This is a genomic window from Timonella sp. A28 (assembly GCF_051200815.1).
Classification (GTDB): Bacteria; Actinomycetota; Actinomycetes; order Actinomycetales; family Cellulomonadaceae; genus Timonella.
The window spans coordinates 468,432-486,099 of the sequence record NZ_CP195159.1; the positions used below are offsets into that span (position 1 = coordinate 468,432).

Here is a 17,668-nt window from a genome sequence, read left to right on the forward strand (position 1 = left end):
ACTACACTGGCATTGTGATGAAACGACTTGATTTTCGCGGCCAAGACCTATCAACACGCGACCTTCTTGAAGCCCTGCCACGAGCAGAAGTAAGCGTAGAAGACGCAACGAAGATAGTTACTCCAATCCTTGAAAACGTGAAAACGCATGGTGCGGCACATCTACGTGAACTCTCACAAAAATTTGATGGTGTGACGCCTCATCACCTACGAGTGCCACACGAAGCCCTTACCGAAGCGCTCGAAACACTCGATGTACAGGTGCGTGCAGCCTTAGAAGAAGCGATTCTTCGCGTACGTGCTGTCCACGCTGCACAAGTACCCCAAGATTTCTCCGTTGAACTAGCCCCCGGCGCAATTGTGCGCCAACGTTGGGTGCCAGTTAATCGAGTAGGGCTGTATGTGCCTGGCGGGCTGGCCGTCTATCCATCTTCTGTTGTTATGAACGTCGTAGCTGCACAAGAAGCCGGCGTAAAAGAGTTGGCAGTTACGAGCCCGCCACAAAAAGAAAATGGCGGTTTGCCACACCCTACAATTCTTGCTGCCTGTGAATTGCTCGGAATTACCGAAGTATATGCAGTCGGCGGCGCCCAAGCGATTGGCATGTTGGCATATGGTGCGCGCGGAAGCGAACCACAAGACGGCACATGGTTGTGCGAACCCGTCAACGTAATCACCGGGCCCGGTAACGTTTTTGTGGCTGCCGCAAAACGTATCGTGCAAGGAAAAGTGGGCATTGACGCTGAAGCAGGCCCAACAGAAATCGCAATACTTGCAGACGACAGCGCGCATGTAGACCACGTCGTATATGACCTCATCAGCCAAGCAGAACACGACCCAAATGCAGGGTCCGTGCTGGTTACTGACAGTCAAGAACTCGCTGACGCTGTTGCGACACGAATCGTGGACGTCGCGGCACACACAAAACATGCGCAACGAGTTGCGACAGCGTTATCAGGGCCGCAGTCTGCCATTGTGCTTGTTGACGACTTGGACCAAGGACTACGCGTCGTAGACGCATACGGCGCTGAACACTTAGAAATTCAAACCCAAAACGCGCGTGAATGGGCAGATAAAGTCTCTAACGCTGGTGCAATTTTTGTTGGACCATTTTCTCCAGTGTCTTTAGGGGACTACATGGCAGGGTCTAACCATGTGCTTCCAACTGGAGGATGCGCAGCGTTCACGTCAGGATTGGGAGTTCACTCCTTCATCAAAGCAATACAAGTGATCGAGTATGACGAAAATGCGTTAAATGAACTTTCGACACGAATAGTTGCACTCGCCCAAGCTGAGGACCTCCCAGCCCATGGGGAAGCAGTTACCGCGCGTTTCGCGCAATGAAAGTCCGGTTGTAGTGTACGTAACGTACTAGCATTACAGTATGAATCCCGAATTCTTACGACACCGGAAGACAAGTCGTGTCACTGCAACAATGGTTGCAAAACATGCAGGCGTATCCGTGGCAACAGTATCGCTCGTAGTCAACGACAAATACAGAGGCCGAGTCTCGCCAGCAAACGTCAAAAAAGTTCGTGATTCAATATCTGAACTAGGGTATGTGGTTGACCGGGTCGCAAGTTCCCTTTCGAAGGGTTCAAGCGATCTTGTCATCCTCATAACCCCAGATATTTCAAACCCGTTTTTTGCAGGTGTCATTGCCGGCATTAAAGAAGTTCTGTCAGACAAATACCAACTTTTAGTATCTGTCACGGGAGAAGGAAACCTACCCCGGGCACAAGAAATCCGTGCCTCACTAGAATTTCGGCCAGCAGCTTTGCTGATTTTTGCGCCAAACGAAGCATTCGTTGACGACCTACGCGGACACGCACCCATGGTTCTTATCGATGCGCCTGGCTTTGAGCAATTCGGATCTACAATAAACATCGACATCGATACGTGTGCACGACTCCTTGGAGACCACCTCATCGGTCTTGGCCATACATCCTTCGGATATCTGGATTCAAAGACCGGAACACGCACATTCAAACTGCGTAGAGAAACCTTGATGGAAGTTATCGACGCAGCAGGTGGAAGCGAATCAAAATCTGAATATGCCATGTCATATGTTGATTTAAACGCTGCTGAACAAGCATTCATTAAAGCATGGCCACAATGGCAAAAAGACGGCGTAACCTGCGTTATTTGCGCAACAGATATTCAAGCATATGGAGTTATCAAGGCAGCGAAAAACTTGGGCCTTTCAATTCCACAAGACTTGTCCATTGCTTCCTTCGACAACCTCTCATACTCGGCGATTTCCTCCCCGAGCCTCACCTCAGTTGAATTGCCCTCGCACGAACTTGGCCGCGCCGCTGCAGCACACGCAATTACTATGATCGATGGAAAGACTTTGGCAGTGCACCACGAAGTGTTTGCTGGAGAACTGTACGTACGCGAATCTACTGCGCAGCCTCCCACCCAATAAGCGGTGCAAGGCTGCGCAATCTAGGCTCAACAATTAATACTGAGCTAAGACAAAGGGATATACAGTCGCGGCACCTGCCTGTTTGAGGAGTCGCGACGCAACCGTATACGTCCAGCCTGAATCGCAATAATCGTCAACTAAAAGAATCGTTCGACCAGGCAAACCGTTTAAAGCAGGCTCAGAAAGTTCTAGACGTAACCGAGACAGTACAGCGTCAAGACGCAAAGCAGAATTGATGTCGTGCCGTTGCACACCGCCCGACGATAACGGACCTATTGTGCCAATGAACGGTTTTTTCATGTATCTCGAAACGCCTTGCGCAAGATGCTGGTTAAGAAGCGGGCGAGAATCCGAACGAATTCCAACAATCCCTTCAACATGTGCCATTTCTGGCCACGCATCAAGAACCTGAGCGACAGCAGTACGTACGGGCAGGGGAGTCTCTGCATCAGGGGTGCGCGAATCAAAAAGTTCACGCAACATATTCGACCACCCAAGAGCATCGATGCGTGCCACAGCCCGACCTTCTTCAGCCATCTCATCAGCAGCGATTCGCCCAGATAAAGTGACACCCAGCGCACTCATTCCAGTAGGCCACATTTTTCGCGCAGGAATAGCAATACCCGGACGAGAAGCACTTTTTTGTGCTGCCGCAAGCGCTTCATGCGAGACCACATCAGGAAGCGAGACCCCGCCACAATTATCGCAGCGTCCACAACGATAATCCGTGGGCAAAAACGGGTCGTCGAGTTGCTTGCGTAAATACTGAACTCGACATCCAGTGAAAGACACATACTGCAGCATCGACTGCTGTTCAGCGGCACGTGCACGAGCTACCCGCTCATATCTTTCCGCGTCATACGTCCACGGATTGCCCGTTGCTTCCCAGCCACCAGAAACACGTGTTACCGCACCATCAACATCTAACACCTTCAACATCATTTCAAGCCGCGAGCGCTTTAAATCGACATGCGCTTCTAATGCAGGAATAGACACGGGACTTTGACCTTGTTCGGCAGCCGTAGTTAGAACATGTAGCACTGCAGAAACTTGTTCGGGGCTGGGGAAAGCAAGAGAACCAAAATATTCCCAAATGCGCTCATCATCGCGTGTGGGGAGTAGTACGACTGTTGCTTGTGCTACGCCTCGTCCAGCACGTCCAACTTGCTGGTAGTAGGCGATAGGGGAGTTTGGGGCGCCGTAATGAATAACGAAGGTGAGATCAGGCTTGTCAAATCCCATGCCTAAGGCGGACGTAGCCACGAGTACTTTGAGCGCATTGTTTTTTAGGGCTTGTTCAAGTTCTTCTCGTTCCGCCGGTTCAGTTTGCCCTGTATATGGTGCAGCATCAATTCCAGCATTGCGTAACTGTTCGCTGACTTCGTGGGCGGCGCTCACCGTTAAGCAGTAGATAATTCCAGAGCCTGGAAGATTGTTCATCGCGTCAATCAGCCAGGGAATATGGTGTGTGTCGTCTGCTAATTTCACGACGGACAGATGTAAGGAGTCGCGTTCTAACGAACCCTTGAGCACAACAACTTCTTGAGTGTCGTGCCCGGCTAGTTGTTCAGCTATATCGACAGACACACGCTCATTTGCTGTTGCAGTAGTAGCTAAGACAGGAATGCCGGTAGGCAGTTCGTGTAAAAGGGTGCGGATGCGTCGGTAGTCCGGACGGAAATCATGTCCCCAGTCCGAAATGCAGTGTGCTTCATCAACAACGATGAGCCCCGCTTCTTGAGCTAATTTAGGCAATACTGTTTCACGGAACTGCGGATTATTAAGGCGTTCTGGAGAGCACAGCAAAACGTCGATGTCACCAGCAAGAATTTGTTGATGGATCTCATCCCATTGCGTAACGTTTGAAGAATTAATGGTGACGGCTTTTATTCCTGCGCGGTGCGCTGCAGCGATTTGATCGCGCATAAGAGCTAAGAGCGGAGAAATAATGACAGTTGGTCCATCTCCTTGTTCACGCAGCAGTGCGGTAGCTACAAAATAAACAGCAGATTTTCCCCACCCGGTGCGTTGCACGACAAGAGTTCGGCGGCGTTCCTCAACAAGTGAGTGAATCGCTTTCCACTGATCCTCTCGTAAGGACGAGTCGTCGCGGCCAACTAAACGTTTTAATGCAGCGTTTGCTTGCTCATACAACGACTCTGGTGCGGAGACATGACTCTCGTCAATGTGCTCTTCATGTGTTTCGTGTACCTGTTCATTATCGGGATACTGGGCTGGTGAGGGTGGCGCTGTCGATTCAGGACTCAACTCAGCTGGTGAGAACAAACTGCGTGCGTCTGTAGTTGACGCCCCCCATTGTGAATCGGCGTCGACGAAGGACCGCATACGTTCACGTGCACTCGCAGGCAACTGAGATAAATCAGGGATTGCGGCAAAACGTTTGGGTCCTTTGGCGGCCACTGGGCCGAGGACTGACTGATGAGGTGTTGCAGAGTTCCCTTCGGTGTGGTCGTCGGCAGATTCAGGAGTGTGCGGGTCCGTCATACAACAAGGGTAAGGGGGTAATCTGACGAACTTGGGTAATCCACATTTTATTTTTGCCACATCGGTGAAATGTTGGTGAAACCAGCACGTGGACGAAGATGAGTTAGAAAGTGTTGACAACTTAGAATATTAAGGTGACTTCAACCAACCCTCACGCACAATCAGTAGGCTTGCCTGTGCGGCAAGGAATCCGTGGTCAATCTCCGTATGGGGCGCCTCAACTGGATGTTCCGTATTTGTTGAACACCAACGAAAACCCGTATGCACCACCACCGGAAGTGGTTGCATCGATTGTGCATGAAGTTACTCAAGCAGCAACGGGTTTGAACCGTTACCCGGACCGCGATTTTCTCGACTTGCGTACTGATCTTGCCGATTTCTTGGCACACGAATCGAACGTTACGTTGGCAGCGGAAAATATATGGGCCGCCAACGGCTCGAATGAAGTAATGTCACATATTTTGCAGGCGTTCGGCGGTCCAGGGCGCACAGCGTTGGGGTTTACCCCCACGTATGCGATGTACAGCGAATATGCGAGAAACACACTTACTCAATGGGCTGAAGTCCAACGCAACGATGACTTTACGCTTGACCTCGAACACGCTACTGCCACGATTGAAGAACTGCAGCCGGCCGTTATTTTCCTGACCAGCCCCAACAATCCCACAGGCACAGCGCTGACTCTTGCAGAGATCAAAACAATCGCTGATGCTGCGCTTCGCGTGTCTATTGATGGTGCACCAGCACTTGTGATTGTTGATGAAGCATATGCTGAATTTCGACGTGCAGGAACCCCTTCAGCTCTTGAACTGCTTGCGACATACCCTAACGTGGCTGTAACACGAACAATGTCAAAAGCTTTTGCTTTGGCCGGCGGACGATTAGGCTATCTTGCTGCATCACGAGAGTTCGTCGACGCACTGCGTGTTGTGCGTTTGCCCTATCACCTGTCATCAGTGACACAAGCAGTCGCGCGTGCCGCACTTGCACATTCAAATGTTTTGCTGGGTAAAGTTGATCAAATACGTCAAGAGCGCGATGAACTTGTGCGTTGGCTGCGCGAACAGTCTTATCAAAACAAAAGTTTGATTGTTTCAGATTCTGATGCAAACTTTGTATTTTTTGGAAAGTTCGATGACCGTCATGCGTTGTGGTCTGCGTTGCTTTCGCACGGTGTTTTAGTACGCGAGAGTGGACCTGAAGGTTGGCTGCGAGTCACCGTGGGGACGCCAGAAGAAATGACAGCGTTTAAGAGCGCACTAGTCAAGGAGTTAAGTCAATGAGCACTATAGAAAATGCTCGAGTTGCCCGCATTGAACGAGTAACTTCAGAATCATCCGTCATCGTTGAGTTGAACTTGGATGGCACTGGAAAGACTGATATCTCAACGACAGTTCCCTTTTACGACCATATGCTGACTGCATTAGGTAAGCACTCCTTAATTGACCTGACCGTTCGCGCAACAGGGGACACCCACATTGATGCGCACCACACCGTTGAAGACACTGCAATCGTTATTGGCGAATGTTTGCGCCTTGCACTCGGAGACAAAGCAGGCATCGCACGTTTCGGTGATGCCCTCGTGCCGTTAGATGAAGCTCTTGCCCAAGCCGTAGTAGACGTGTCGGGACGCCCCTATTGTGTCCATGAAGGTGAACCTGCCGGACAAGAATTCCACCTCATCGGTGGGCACTTTACTGGTTCGCTGACTCGCCACGTGCTTGAATCCATCGCACTACATGCAGGTATTTGTATTCACATGCGTGTTCTTGGCGGACGCGATCCTCACCACATTGTTGAAGCCCAATTTAAAGCTTTAGCACGCGCACTACGTACCGCAGTGCAACCAGACCCACGCGTACAAGGAATTCCATCAACAAAGGGAGCGCTATGAGCCAGGATGAAACTGCGCCAAAGACCGTAGCAGTTCTTCTCACTCAAGTTGCAACCGCTCAAGCGCTCGCAGCAACCTGTGCTTTAAACAAAGTTAAAGCCACGATTGTGCCGTCACCCATTGGCGCTTATGCGGTTGCGCATGATGTGAGCCCTGCAGCTACAGCGCATTTAGCGAAAGCAGTTTCGTCGTTGGTGAAGACTGTTCCAGCTATTTTGATTCAAAGTACGCAAGGTCAGATGACCGCCACGCAATGGCAAGGCGGTGTTGAAGAAGGAACGTTGCCTCCTGCGCTCGTGTTGGATGGCGCACCTCATGAACTTGAAGATGTTCTCTTTGGGGTCGTCGAGCCTGAATCACTTGAGGGTTCGTTGGATTCTGCAAAAATTAGTCGATTTAAAGCAATGCGTATCCTTGCAGCCACAGCACGCCAATACAAAGCTAAGGCGCAGTAATGACTCGAGTGTGCGTTTTAGATTATGGCTTTGGGAACGTTCGTTCTGCTGTGCGGGCATTAGAGCATGTGGGAGCAGACGTCATTTTGAGCTCTGACTCTCGGATTGCCGCAGAAGCAGACGGGTTAGTCGTTCCTGGTGTTGGCGCTTTTGGTGCTGTCATGGCTGGTTTACATAAAGTTGGTGCACCACGCATCATTGAGCGTCGCTTAGCTGGAGGACGGCCTGTACTGGGTATTTGCGTCGGCATGCAAGTGATGTTTGATGAAGGCCTAGAGCACGGTGTGCGGACAGAAGGACTCGGCCAATGGCCAGGAACTGTTGAACGTTTACAAGCACCCGTTATTCCACACATGGGCTGGAACACTGTTGATGTGCCTACCGGCAGTACGCTTTTCGCCGGTATCGAAGACCAACGTTTCTATTTTGTGCACTCCTATGGGGCGCAAACTTTTACGTTAGGTACAGACGAGCCAGAAGATACTGCTTTTACTCCGCCTAAGGTGACGTGGGCTACGCATGGAACACCATTTGTGGCCGCCGTTGAGAATGGGCCACTTTCTGCAACCCAGTTCCATCCAGAAAAATCTGCTGATGCGGGTGCACAACTTTTACGTAACTGGATGAACTCGTTGTAAGCGAGTTCCAGGCAGCTTATTTTGTGAATAAGGAAAAATAATGACTCAACGTTTAGAACTTTTACCAGCAGTGGATGTTGTCAATGGTGAAGCTGTGCGTCTGGTACAAGGCGAAGCAGGCTCAGAAACCTCGTATGGTGACCCGTTGACTGCTGCTTTAGAGTGGCAAGCCGGGGGAGCAGAATGGCTTCACCTCGTCGATTTAGATGCTGCTTTTGGACGAGGTAGCAACGCAGAGTTATTGGCAACGGTTGTTGGAAAACTCGATATCAAAGTCGAGCTGACGGGTGGCATCCGTGACGACGAGTCACTAGAAAAGGCTCTCGCAACAGGATGCACTCGAGTTAATTTGGGAACAGCCGCTATAGAAAACCCTGCCTGGACTGCTCGAGTTATCGACTCGTACGGTGACAAAATTGCTGTCGGCTTGGATGTGCGAGGCACAACTTTAGCTGCTCGTGGGTGGACGAAAGAAGGCGGAGACCTGTGGGAAGTCTTGGAACGGCTTGATGCTGCAGGCTGCTCTCGCTATGTTGTCACGGATGTAACAAAAGACGGCACACTACAAGGCCCTAATGTTTCTCTCTTGCGTGAGGTGTGCTCACGTACTCAAGCACCAGTTGTGGCATCAGGTGGGATTTCCAACCTTGACGACATTATTGCGTTGAACACTCTTGTTACAGAGGGGCTAGAAGGCGCCATTATTGGAAAAGCTTTATATACCGGTGCTTTCACGCTCCCGCAAGCACTCGATATCGTAGGACGGCTATGACAGGAAAAGACCTCCCTCCAGGTTCTGCGTTTTCTGGGGATGACGGATCTGCAGATACACGTTTACACGAGTTGATGACCGGATACACTACCGGAACTGTGTCTCTATCTGAGGTTGTTGCGCGTTTAGCTGAGGTTCGAGTGCTTGTTCCGGTACTTGCGTCACTCGATAAAGAGGGTGTTACTGAAGACGGGCATGTTTACGATAAAGAAGCATCAGCGGGGATCGTTGCGTTAGAGGCCCCCGACGGCCGAAAAGCACTGCCAGTTTTTTCTTCCGTTGCGTCAATGAACCGTTGGCGTACAGATGCGCGCCCCGTACCTGTCGACGCTGTGCGCGCTGCTTTATCAGCTGTCTCGGAAGACTGGGCGCTACTTATTGTTGATCCGGGCAGTGACAACAGTGTGCTCGTTCCTCGTCCCGCGGTATGGGCTATTGCGCAACAGAAAAAATGGGAGCCAGCGGTTCTCTCTGATAAAACCGTGCACAGTGACATAACCGCTGACATTGTTGAACGCGTATCGCCGATTGAACACATCGTGCGGGTTGGAACAGAGCCTGGACGCAGCGCAGAAGTGGCCGTGACGTTAGGGATCAATCCTGGGTTGTCGCGGGCACAACTGAACGAAGTTTTACAGCACGTCAATGCAGCTTTGGCGGCAAGCACGCTTGTGTCTGAGCGCGTAGATTCGTTAGAGCTCCGAGTTGGGCGTGCTTAGCCGACGTTTAACGATTGTCACATGTTGCTGCTTTTTGTGGTTGGAATCCTTTGTCTTGGGTAAGAATGTCTTCGAGAGTTGACAGCGGAATGATGTAACTGTGGTTTTGTGAGTTCTTGGCGTAGACCACGCCGACAAGACGTCCCTCGTCGTCAAGAACAGCAGACCCAGAAGAGCCAAACTCGACAGGCGCATCAGAGAGAAGAACTTCACCAAGGTTTTCGTTGAGGGGATCTTCCGTATATTCCAGTGCCACTCCAGAAGTAACAGTTAACGCGCCTCCATTGGGATACCCGACAATGGTGAGTGAATCGCCTATTTTTGGGTCTTTCTCTGCAACTACAGGGAAAGCGTCAAGGTCTTCTTCGGTACGTACCAAAGCAAGGTCAGCGATCGCTGCCACAGATGAGTTAGTGACTGCAATGTCACGCCCATCAAAACTGTTGAGCTGTAATTGCTCGGTTCCCGCAACCACATGTTTGTTTGTGATTAAGGTGCGGGAATCGATAGCGAACCCAGTGCCGCGCGTGACACTTGAACATCCGACATTACGCACGCGAACAGCCATGCGTTGAGCTTCACTGAAACCATACTTTGTGAGGTTTCCTTGAGCTTCTTCAATGGTTGCTGGTTCCGCATCAGCAGGGATGTAGTCTGTTCGTGCGCTAGGAGGCATCGCAGGGACAGCACCGCATGCAGCTAAACCACAGGCGAGCCCCACCGCGCAAGTAAGCGCTATCGCAGAGCGCAAAGGCGTACGCACGTTTAGGATTCCTCAAGTTTTGTTATAAGCGTGTTGTAATCGTTTATTGCTTCAGTGCAGGTCTGTTCTATTTTTTCTTGAGCGTCTCGTACCACCGTTGACAGTTCACCAACACGTTCGTTTTCTTGTGTGACCAATGTGGTATCACGTGCCCCAGGGCTTTTTGCGAGTTCGACCACCAATTGTGATTGTGCAGTTGTCAGATCAGACAAACTCTCGACAAGATCTGTTTGTACAGCAACACACTCACCAAGAGCGTCACTTGCTTCAAAGGCGCGAGTAGCAAGCTGGGCAGTGTCTTCAGCACGGATTCTTTGGTTTTCGCGGTCGTCACCGGCTTGAGCTTTTTCTCGAGCCAATTCAGATATGCGTTTTTGTGCGGTTGTTAACTGTTCGCGTGTGGTTTTCAGCGAAACTTTTGCCGACGATAAATCGCTTCTGGTGCGCGAGATTTCTTCACCAAGCACAACGTTAGAGGCATCCATCTCTTGGCCGTACGACGCCCACCTACCAGCCAAAACAGCACAGTAGATGGCAACGATAAGGAATACAAGAGCCACAATGCTTAACCACAACGTCGTGCGCTGAGGCTTTGTACGTGCAGTGCTTACCGTGTGCTGAGAGGCAGGTGGTATTGATGGTGGCTGCTCATCTGGGGGAAAAGGAACGGTCACTGGACTGGTCCAGTGAATTTCTCGCCTGGGCCCTCACCGAGTGGATCTGGGATCACAGAAGCCTCGCGGAACGCCAACTGTAGCGACCGCAACCCATCACGCAACGAGCGAGCATGCTGGTTACCGATATCGGGTGCAGACGCAGTAATAAGAGCTGCTAAGGCGTGAATGAGTTTTCTAGCCTCATCAAGGTCTTTGAGGGTTTCCGCGTTAGGCTCGTCAGCGAGCCCACACTTGACCGCCGCAGCACTCATGAGATGGACGGCTGCAGTAGTAATGACCTCCACCGCAGCAACCTCAGAAATGTCGCGAACTTTGTCGTGAGCGTTGTCGTGTTGAGCTGTAGGAACCTCGTATGACAACTCGTCAGATGAATTCATGGTCTTATTCTTCCAAACAAGTCTTGTGAATACAGAATCGTTCTTGTGAAAAAACAAAGCAGGGAGCGGGAAGAATGTTCATCCCGCTCCCTGCTTATGTCAAAAAGTGCATCAAATTATCATGCGTTTACAGATTGACGAAGCTGATCTCCGAGGTTTTGATCTACCTGAGTCCAATACTGGAAGAAACGCTCACGGATCTCAGGAACAGTGATGCTGTTTCCTTGACCGGTCAAGGTTTCCACGAAACGTGCACGTTGTTCGTCAGAGAACACGTCGCGGTAAAGGCTGCCAGCCTGCCCGAAATCTGAATCATCAGAACGCAATGTGTATGCCGAACGAACAATGTCGCCTTCGGTTTCCCAGTTCACTTCACCAGCACGCGCCTCGTCTGCGGCTGGGTAGCCGAAGGAGTTCGTGTTGTGCACGGGGGTGTTGTAGTCGTTGAAGTGGTAGCGCATGTTGCCTTCATGCTGATAGTTGAAAACTTCAGCAGCATGCGGTTGGTTCACAGGTAACTGGTTGTAGTTGGAACCGATGCGGTAACGCTGAGCATCAGGGTAAGCAAAAACGCGTCCCATGAGCATCTTGTCAGGTGAGATACCTGTACCTGGTACAAGGTTTGATGGGGAGAAGGCAGCCTGCTCGATCTCTGCAAAGAAGTTGCGTGGGTTGCGGTTCAACGTCAACTCACCAACTTTGATGAGCGGGTAGTCAGCGTGCGGCCATACCTTAGTCAGGTCAAACGGGTTGAACCGGTAAGTCTTTGCCTCTTCAAAAGGCATAACTTGAACGTTGACATCCCAAACTGGGTTGTCACCACGATCGATAGCTTCAAACAGATCACGGCGGTAGAAGTCAGCGTCAGAACCAGCGAGACGCTCACCTTCTTCATTGGAAATGTTCTCGACACCTTGACGCGAAATGAAGTGGTACTTGACCCAGAACTTTTCGCCTGACTCGTTTTCCCACGAGAAGGTGTGCGAACCGTACCCGTTCATGTGGCGCCAAGACTTCGGCAACCCACGGTCACCCATAAGGTAGGTCACTTGGTGCGCTGATTCAGGGGAGAGGGTCCAGAAGTCCCACTGCATATCTGCATCGCGGAGACCTTTTCCGTTGCGCTTTTGGCTGTGGATGAAGTCTGGGAACTTGATTGCATCACGGATAAAGAAAACAGGGGTGTTGTTACCTACAACATCAAAGTTCCCTTCAGTGGTGTAGAAGCGAAGCGCGAACCCGCGTACGTCGCGCCAAGTGTCGGGAGAGCCTTGCTCACCTGCTACAGAGGAAAAACGTAGAAGCGTTTCGGAGCGTGCACCAGGCTGGAAAAGCGCTGCCTTGGTGTAGGCCGATACGTCTTCGGTAACAACAAATTCTCCAAATGCGCCACCGCCCTTTGCGTGAGGGTTACGCTCGGGCACGCGTTCGCGGTTAAAAGCAGCGAGTTTTTCTACAAGAAAGCGGTCATGAAGTGCGGTAATGCCGTCTGGCCCAGTTGTGAGTGAGTGTTGAGCGCTCGCAACTGGGGAACCGTTTTGAGCTGTTGTGAACTTTTGTGTGGTCACGTGTCTCTTCTTTCTTCTGGGGGCTGATGAGCGCTGGTGTGCACTAAGCAGATCAAATGAAATGTTGTGATAAATAGGTGTTGCTGTAACCAAACATGCGTGATGCTGGTTTTAGGACAACGCGGAACAAGACGCGCATATTCCCCAGTAGGTTACTTCTGCGGTATCGATCGTGAAGTTGTAGTGCTGTGAGGGGATAAGGCAAGGGGCGTGACCCACTGCGCAATCGACATCTTCAATGCGCCCACACGTTTTACATATGAGGTGGTGATGGTTGTCGCCTACGCGCAGCTCGTACCGGGCGGGGTGTCCTGCGGGCTCAATGGAGTTAACGATGCGTGCTTGAGCGAGTGCGTGTAGCGCATCGTATACGGCTTGCACAGAGGCTGTACCGATTTTTGATCGGACTGATTCCACGACTCTATCTGCACCGATGTGCGAAGTTTCGTTCAGTGTTTCGAGGACAGCACAACGAATCGCGGTGACTCGCAATCCATGTTCGCGAAGAAGGGTGCTGGCTTCTTTTCCGTTCATGACACCCATCAAAACATCTAAACTGGAATTATTCAAGTTTAGGAAACGTTCCAGTTAAGAGGTGATTGCGGTTGCACACCTCACACGGCGGCGATGTCTTCGACAAGCTTCGCTGTGGTACAGTGGGTAACTGACCGACCTGAACTGCCACGTGTAGGGCAGGTAGCAAGTGGAGATTCCCACCTGAGTTTCGCAGTGAATGCAGAGGCCAGGTAAACGGTTCTGATACTGCAGTTATATAAAACTGCCATGCTTTTGCGTGCTCAGATCATGTGTGGCCTCCGCTCTGCCAAGAGATGGGGGCCATTCTCATTTCTCGGGGTCTCACCAACGTTTAACTGAGGAGCTTCACATCAGCGAGCCGCGTATCAACGATCGAATCCGCGTTCCCGAGGTTCGACTCGTCGGGCCGTCCGGGGAACAGGTCGGTGTTGTCCGCCTTGAGGTTGCATTGAGCCTAGCTCAAGAAGCAGACCTCGACCTCGTTGAGGTCGCACCGGATGCACGCCCACCAGTGTGCAAACTTATGGATTACGGAAAGTTCAAATACGAGTCTGACATGAAGGCTCGTGAAGCACGCCGTAACCAAGCAAACACAGTGCTTAAGGAAATCCGTTTCCGCCTCAAGATCGACGACCACGACTACCAAACCAAGAAGGGCCACGTAGAGCGCTTCTTGAGTGCTGGTGACAAGGTCAAGGTCATGATCATGTTCCGTGGACGTGAACAATCCCGCCCAGAAATGGGAATCCGTCTACTGCAGCGCCTTGCCGAAGACGTCTCAGACCTCGCTTTCATCGAAAGCTCGCCGAAGCAAGATGGTCGAAACATGATCATGGTGCTCGGTCCAGTCAAGAAAAAGGCAGAAGCAAAGAGCGAGCAGCGTAGACGTCGCGACGACGCTAAGCCTTCACGTGCAGAGCGTCAACAGCAGCGACAAGCTGCTGCAGCTGAGCGCGTAGAACAGTCTGAACCAGCAGAATCAGTTCAGGTTGAGGCTGCAGAACCAGTAGTAGTTGAGGTGCCAGCAGAAGAAACAGCAGCACCAAAACCTGCTACACCTGCGAAGCCTAAAGCAGCGGCTAAACCAGCAGCAGCAAAGCCTGCAACGCCAAAACCAGCTGCTAAACCAGCAGCTAAAAAGACTTCCGCGAAGCCCGCTTCTAAGAGCGAGTAAGCGAACCTCGTCGGGCTACCCGGCGCAGCTGTTGTCCAACAGACTTCAGTCCGTACACCGTTACCGCCTCAACTGGTGGTGACCTAAAGCAAGGAGAAACGGCAGCCATGCCGAAGAACAAGACACACTCCGGAGCTAAGAAGCGTTTCCGTATCACCGGTAGCGGCAAGGTTATGCGTGAGCAGGCGAACAAGCGTCACCTACTTGAGCACAAGTCTTCAACCCGCACCCGTCGCCTCTCCGCTGACCAGGTAGTCAGCGCTGCTGACGCTAAGAAGATCAAAAAGCTCTCGGCAAGTGACCTGCATGCCTGCACATCAGTGCGGCTGATTACCCCACAAAATTTTTAAGACACAAAGGAGCAACACGTGGCACGCGTGAAGCGGGCGGTTAACGCCCAGAAGAAGCGTCGTACAACGCTCGAACTTGCATCTGGTTACCGCGGACAACGTTCCCGCCTTTACCGTAAGGCAAAAGAGCAGGTAACCCACTCATTCGTATACAACTACCGCGACCGCAAGAAGCGCAAGGGTGACTTCCGTAAGCTCTGGATCCAGCGTATCAACGCTGCAGCCCGTGCTGAAGGCATCACATACAACCGTTTCATCCAAGGTCTCAAGGCCGCTGGTGTAGAGGTTGACCGTCGTGTTCTTGCAGAGCTCGCAGTAAACGATGTTGCTACCTTCAACACTCTTGTTGGCGTTGCAAAGGCTGCACTTCCAGCTGACGTAAACGCTCCAAAAGAAGTTGCCTGATTTCTGTTTCAGGAATCGCCTTCACACATGTAAATACTGAAGGCTCTTCACTACTAGAAGGACGCCCAGCATGACCGAACTGACTAACCCTCGCAGTGATCGAGTAAAGACAGTTCGAGCGTTAGCTGGGCGTTCTTCTCGTATACGTTACGGGCAATACCTTGTAGAGGGGCCGCAAGGCGTGCGCGAAGCAGTCAATCACGCTGCTGAAAGCATTCGCGACATTTACGTCACCGAAGCAGCAGAAGATCGTTATCCAGATATTTTTTCTGCTGCTCGACGCCATGGCCTCTTCGTGCACACATGCACACCTGAAGTCCTGCACGCGATGAGTACGGACGCGCAGGGAATGCTAGCTGTAGTGCGCACACCGGAAACAGCACTCACGCATCTAACTCCTGAATATCTGCGAACTGTTCGTTCCGTCGCAGTGCTATGCCAGGTTCGTGATCCAGGAAATGCTGGAACGATGATTCGTGCCGCCGACGCAGCTGGCGCAGATCTCGTCATCCTTACTGAAGACAGCGTTGACGTGTTCAATCCTAAAGTTGTTCGATCAACTGCAGGTTCCTTATTTCACCTCTCCGTGATTACCAACGCTTCCATTGAAGAAACAGCACAGGCGCTGAAAGCTGCGGGAATACAACTTCTTGCCGCAGACGGATATGGAACACACGATCTGGACGATCTGCTCGACATCGCACATGCACTTACTGATAACGCAGACGAACCAGATGCGCCCAACCTATCTGCTCCTACAGCGTGGCTTTTCGGAAATGAAGCAGCAGGACTGAGTGCACAGGAGAAAGAATTAGCCGACGCGTCAGTGCGTGTACCTTTGCGCGGAAAAGCAGAGTCATTAAACGTTGCAACCGCAGCAACTGTTTGTCTCTATGCAACATCACGCGCACAACGTTGACACATTCGAATAGCCCAAATTCTTGCTATCTGTCATCGTGGACAATAACTAACCACATACAACGCACACGATAGTTGGAGCAGCAACATGGCTGATGCTCATTTATCTCATGGTTTAAAAGTTCGCCACTTGACCATGATGGGGCTTGGTTCTGCAATAGGTGCAGGTTTATTTGTTGGAACTGGAAAAGCAATATCTGCAGCTGGGCCAGCAGTTCTGATCTCATACGCAATTGCAGGGCTTGTCGTTGTTATTGTCATGTCACTGCTCGGTGAAATGGCGGCAGCGATGCCCTCGTCTGGAGCATTTTCAACATATGCAGAAAAAGGCATAGGAAACTGGGCGGGGTTTGCAATCGGCTGGACCTACTGGTTCATGCTCATCATGGTGCTTGGCGTTGAAATACTCGCTGCCACAACAATCATCTCGACATGGGCCCCTAGCATTTCTCCGTGGATTATTGCATCAACATTGATTGCGCTGTTCACCGTCATTAACCTGTTTGGGGTTAAACAGTTCGGCGAGATGGAATTTTGGTTCGCTTTGATTAAGGTCTTAGCGATTATTGCTTTCCTTGTCGTTGGGGTGTTACTTATCGCGGGTATCATTTCAGGACCTGACGGGATGGGCCTATCACGGCTAATTGAAGGGCCTGGCGGATTCTTCCCCACAGGTGCTTCTGGGGTTGCTGCAGGATTATTAGCGGTCATGTTTGCCTTCGGCGGAATCGAGATCATCACCATTGCTGCTGCAGAAGCAACAAACCCGCAAGACTCTATAAAACGTGCAACAGCCTCAATAATGTGGCGAATACTTGTTTTTTATGTTGGTTCCGTGCTCGTCATGCTTATGGTGCTGCCTTGGAACGATCCTGATCTTGCTGAAGGATCATTTGTTGCAGTACTCAATGTTGCACATATTCCAGGAGCTTCAGGGATCATGGAGGGGGTCATCGTTGTCGCTTTGCTTTCCGCGTTCAACGCCCAAATTTATGCGACCTCACGCATGGCATACTCGTTGTCTGAACGTGGTGTGGGACCGAAAGCACTGATGAAAGTCTCTGGTCGAAATGTTCCTCTTATTGCAGTGCTGATTTCTGTATTTTTTTCGTATGTTGCCGTCATCGCACACACTCTTGACTCAAGTGGAACAGTGATGGTGACGCTACTGGATGCAGTAGGCGCATGTTTGCTCATCATTTGGTTTTTCATTGCCTTAGCGCAAATCCGTTTACGAAAAACTTTTGAGCGGGACGGGAAACTACATATGCGAACCTGGCTGCATCCATGGCTAGGTATCTTTGTTATGTTCATGCTCGTTGGGTTTGGCATACTCATGCTCTTTGATGACGTCGGCAGAAAAAATTTGCTGTTTGGCGTAGCGATCTTTTGTACTGTCGTGGTGGTTTATTTTGTCCGACGAATCTTCACTAAGGGAACAACACCACAAGATGGCCTAGAAGCCCCTGCGAACGGTCAAAAACAATGA

Annotated in this window: 18 protein-coding genes and 1 pseudogene; 13 read left to right on the top strand and 6 right to left on the bottom strand. The window is 51.0% G+C overall.

Features of this window, described 5'->3' with window-relative positions:
* Window positions 1-14: 14 nt before the first annotated feature.
* Complete coding sequence (gene hisD / locus ACR9EC_RS02245; protein ID WP_435299897.1) at window positions 15-1,343, top strand: histidinol dehydrogenase; 1,329 nt, start codon at window positions 15-17, stop codon at window positions 1,341-1,343.
* Between the two features lie 91 nt (window positions 1,344-1,434).
* Complete coding sequence (locus ACR9EC_RS02250) at window positions 1,435-2,427, top strand: LacI family DNA-binding transcriptional regulator (protein ID WP_435299898.1); 993 nt, start codon at window positions 1,435-1,437, stop codon at window positions 2,425-2,427.
* 33 nt (window positions 2,428-2,460) lie between these two features.
* Here the strand turns inward: ACR9EC_RS02250 and ACR9EC_RS02255 are convergent, their stop codons facing one another.
* Complete coding sequence (locus ACR9EC_RS02255; RefSeq protein ID WP_435299899.1) at window positions 2,461-4,932, bottom strand: RecQ family ATP-dependent DNA helicase; 2,472 nt, start codon at window positions 4,930-4,932, stop codon at window positions 2,461-2,463.
* A 134-nt stretch (window positions 4,933-5,066) separates the two neighbouring features.
* On the opposite strand from ACR9EC_RS02255, the gene ACR9EC_RS02260 reads away from it, so the two are divergent.
* Genes ACR9EC_RS02260 through ACR9EC_RS02285 form a run of 6 tightly spaced genes read left to right on the top strand, consistent with a single transcriptional unit; the run spans window position 5,067 to window position 9,410 of the window.
* Window positions 5,067-6,215 (top strand): histidinol-phosphate transaminase, encoded by a 1,149-nt coding sequence (locus ACR9EC_RS02260; protein WP_435299900.1) that lies wholly within the window; start codon window positions 5,067-5,069, stop codon window positions 6,213-6,215.
* A complete protein-coding gene (hisB, locus tag ACR9EC_RS02265) occupies window positions 6,212-6,826 on the top strand; it encodes an imidazoleglycerol-phosphate dehydratase HisB (RefSeq protein WP_435299901.1) in 615 nt (204 codons plus the stop codon). Before ACR9EC_RS02260 ends, hisB begins: the two co-directional genes overlap by 4 nt.
* Complete coding sequence (locus tag ACR9EC_RS02270; protein ID WP_435299902.1) at window positions 6,823-7,281, top strand: hypothetical protein; 459 nt, start codon at window positions 6,823-6,825, stop codon at window positions 7,279-7,281. Before hisB ends, ACR9EC_RS02270 begins: the two co-directional genes overlap by 4 nt.
* Entirely contained in the window at window positions 7,281-7,919 is a 639-nt protein-coding gene (gene hisH, locus ACR9EC_RS02275) for an imidazole glycerol phosphate synthase subunit HisH (protein ID WP_435299903.1), read from the top strand. The genes ACR9EC_RS02270 and hisH overlap by 1 nt, the downstream gene beginning before the upstream one ends.
* A gap of 40 nt (window positions 7,920-7,959) precedes the next feature.
* Window positions 7,960-8,691, top strand: a complete 732-nt coding sequence (gene priA, locus ACR9EC_RS02280) for a bifunctional 1-(5-phosphoribosyl)-5-((5-phosphoribosylamino)methylideneamino)imidazole-4-carboxamide isomerase/phosphoribosylanthranilate isomerase PriA (RefSeq protein WP_435299904.1) — start codon at window positions 7,960-7,962, stop codon at window positions 8,689-8,691.
* A complete protein-coding gene (locus tag ACR9EC_RS02285; RefSeq protein WP_435299905.1) occupies window positions 8,688-9,410 on the top strand; it encodes an SseB family protein in 723 nt (240 codons plus the stop codon). Before priA ends, ACR9EC_RS02285 begins: the two co-directional genes overlap by 4 nt.
* A 7-nt stretch (window positions 9,411-9,417) precedes the next feature.
* Here ACR9EC_RS02285 and ACR9EC_RS02290 read toward each other — a convergent pair whose 3' ends face one another.
* From ACR9EC_RS02290 to ACR9EC_RS02310, 5 genes are all read right to left on the bottom strand, one after another.
* Window positions 9,418-10,173 carry a S1 family peptidase gene (locus tag ACR9EC_RS02290; RefSeq protein WP_435299906.1) on the bottom strand — a complete coding sequence of 252 codons (756 nt, stop codon included), beginning with the start codon at window positions 10,171-10,173 and terminating at the stop codon, window positions 9,418-9,420.
* 2 nt (window positions 10,174-10,175) lie between these two features.
* Complete coding sequence (locus ACR9EC_RS02295; RefSeq protein ID WP_435299907.1) at window positions 10,176-10,847, bottom strand: hypothetical protein; 672 nt, start codon at window positions 10,845-10,847, stop codon at window positions 10,176-10,178.
* Entirely contained in the window at window positions 10,844-11,227 is a 384-nt protein-coding gene (locus ACR9EC_RS02300) for a DUF1844 domain-containing protein (protein WP_435299908.1), read from the bottom strand. Before ACR9EC_RS02300 ends, ACR9EC_RS02295 begins: the two co-directional genes overlap by 4 nt.
* Before the next feature lie 119 nt (window positions 11,228-11,346).
* The gene (locus tag ACR9EC_RS02305) at window positions 11,347-12,795 is read right to left on the bottom strand and encodes a catalase (protein ID WP_435299909.1); all 1,449 of its coding nucleotides are present in this window, start codon (window positions 12,793-12,795) and stop codon (window positions 11,347-11,349) included.
* Between the two features lie 111 nt (window positions 12,796-12,906).
* The gene (locus ACR9EC_RS02310) at window positions 12,907-13,365 is read right to left on the bottom strand and encodes a Fur family transcriptional regulator (protein ID WP_435299910.1); all 459 of its coding nucleotides are present in this window, start codon (window positions 13,363-13,365) and stop codon (window positions 12,907-12,909) included.
* A 238-nt stretch (window positions 13,366-13,603) separates the two neighbouring features.
* On the opposite strand from ACR9EC_RS02310, the gene infC reads away from it, so the two are divergent.
* From infC to ACR9EC_RS02335, 5 genes and pseudogenes are all read left to right on the top strand, one after another.
* A complete protein-coding gene (gene infC, locus ACR9EC_RS02315) occupies window positions 13,604-14,506 on the top strand; it encodes a translation initiation factor IF-3 (protein ID WP_435299911.1) in 903 nt (300 codons plus the stop codon).
* 107 nt (window positions 14,507-14,613) lie between these two features.
* Window positions 14,614-14,796 (top strand): annotated as a pseudogene (rpmI, locus tag ACR9EC_RS02320) (50S ribosomal protein L35); the annotation flags it as partial.
* A gap of 78 nt (window positions 14,797-14,874) precedes the next feature.
* Window positions 14,875-15,261, top strand: a complete 387-nt coding sequence (gene rplT / locus ACR9EC_RS02325; RefSeq protein WP_435299912.1) for a 50S ribosomal protein L20 — start codon at window positions 14,875-14,877, stop codon at window positions 15,259-15,261.
* Window positions 15,262-15,331: 70 nt separating this feature from the next.
* Window positions 15,332-16,180 (top strand): TrmH family RNA methyltransferase, encoded by an 849-nt coding sequence (locus ACR9EC_RS02330; RefSeq protein WP_435299913.1) that lies wholly within the window; start codon window positions 15,332-15,334, stop codon window positions 16,178-16,180.
* A gap of 87 nt (window positions 16,181-16,267) precedes the next feature.
* The gene (locus ACR9EC_RS02335) at window positions 16,268-17,668 is read left to right on the top strand and encodes an amino acid permease (RefSeq protein ID WP_435299914.1); all 1,401 of its coding nucleotides are present in this window, start codon (window positions 16,268-16,270) and stop codon (window positions 17,666-17,668) included.